General features: G+C 44.7%; 1 protein-coding gene. It reads right to left on the reverse strand.

The features are described 5' to 3' along the window. The coding region (locus QUA04_RS09675) for a choice-of-anchor D domain-containing protein (protein WP_333256058.1) at positions 1-1639 on the reverse strand (1639 nt) is incomplete at its 3' end. Positions 1640-1908 lie beyond the last annotated feature (269 nt).

The following is a 1908-nucleotide window of genomic DNA, read 5'->3' on the forward strand; positions in this document are numbered from 1 at the left end:
CTTGCAGGTTAGTTGTACCGCCAGCGGCGACAGTTGCAGGTAAGGTTCCGACTAGGCTAAATCCGGTTGGTAAGGTAGGGTTGCTGAGGTTTAAAACTGCTGTACCGAGATTTTTCACGGTAAAGGTTTTGTTGAGAGTGCCGCCAATTAATGCACTGCCAAAGTCGATCGTACTTGTAGTACCATCTACTATATCTGTTGTTCCGTCTAATACTTGGATTTCTGGTAATGGTGTAGCTGTGACTGATGCTGAAATCGGGAAATCAAAGGGATTTTCATCGCTATCATCATTGACAAATTGCAGCGTACCTGTTTTATTTCCTGCTGTTGTCGTATCTACTTGAACTTGCAGGTTAGTTGTACCGCCAGCGGCGACAGTTGCAGGTAAGGTTCCGACTAGGCTAAATCCGGTTGGTAAGGTAAGGTTGCTGAGGTTTAAAGCTGCTGTACCGAGATTTTTCACGGTAAAGGTTTTGTTGAGAGTGCCGCCAATTAATGCACTGCCAAAGTAGATCGTACTTGCAGTACCATCTACTATATCTGTTGTGCCATCTAAAACTTGAATTTCTGGTAATGGTGCGGTTGTGACACTGGCCGCTATGGGGAAATCAAAGGGATTTTCGTCATTATCATCATTCACCAATTGCAGCGTACCTGTTTTATTTCCTGCGGATGTCGTATCTACTTGAACTTGCAAATTAGCACTCGCGCCGGCTGCGACAGTTGCAGGTAAGGTTCCGACTAGGCTAAATCCATTTGGTAGGGTAGGGTTGCTAAGGTTTAAAGCTGCTGTACCGAGATTTTTCACGGTAAAGGTTTTGTTGAGAGTGCCGCCAATTAATGCACTGCCAAAGTCGATCGCGCTTGCAGTACCATCTACTATATCTGTTGTTCCGTCTAAAACTTGAATTTCTGGTAATGGTGTGGTTGTGACACTGGCCGCTATGGGGAAATCAAAGGGATTTTCGTCACTATCATCATTGACTAATTGCAGCGTACCTGTTTTATTTCCTGCGGATGTCGTATCTACTTGAACTTGCAGGTTAGTTGTACCGCCAGCGGCTACTGTTGCAGGTAAGGTTCCGACTAGGCTAAATCCGGTTGGTAAGGTAAGGTTGCTGAGGTTTAAAGCTGCTGTACCGAGATTTTTCACGGTAAAGGTTTTGTTGAGAGTCGTGCCAACTATGACGCTGCCAAAGTCGATCGCGCTTGCAGTACCATCTACTATATCTGTTGTTCCGTCTAAAACTTGAATTTCTGGTAAGGGTGTGGTTGTGACACTGGCCGCTATGGGGAAATCAAAGGGATTTTCGTCACTATCATCATTCACCAATTGCAGCGTACCTGTTTTATTTCCTGCGGATGTCGTATCTACTTGAACTTGCAGGTTAGTTGTACCGCCAGCGGCTACTGTTGCAGGTAAGGTTCCGACTAGGCTAAATCCGGTTGGTAAGGTAAGGTTGCTGAGGTTTAAATCTGCTGTACCGAGATTTTTCACGGTAAAGGTTTTGTTGAGAGTCGTGCCAACTATGACGCTGCCAAAGTAGATCGTACTTGCAGTACCATCTACTATATCTGTTGTTCCGTTTAGGACTTGAATTTCTGGTAAGGGAGTTACGCCGTTATCGGTATTAGTCACCGCGACATCGGCTGGCTTAAATCCGTTGTAATTAGGGTCGTTACTGGTAGCGGCGGCGGTGACAATGTTATAGGTTTTATTCCCATCTACTACATTATCATCAACTCCCGTTGCGGTGACTGTTTGTGCAACATTCCAATTAGCATTCGTGAAAGTGACTGAAGTTGGGGAAACTGTTCCTTCGGCGGTGTTATACCAATTTTATGTGAAGTTGCATATAATAGAGAGATAGCTTGTATGGTGCGTTTATGAGTCGTAGTTTAAAAATA

The organism is Microcoleus sp. S13_C5, from assembly GCF_036700845.1.
Lineage (GTDB): Bacteria > Cyanobacteriota > Cyanobacteriia > Cyanobacteriales > Microcoleaceae > Microcoleus.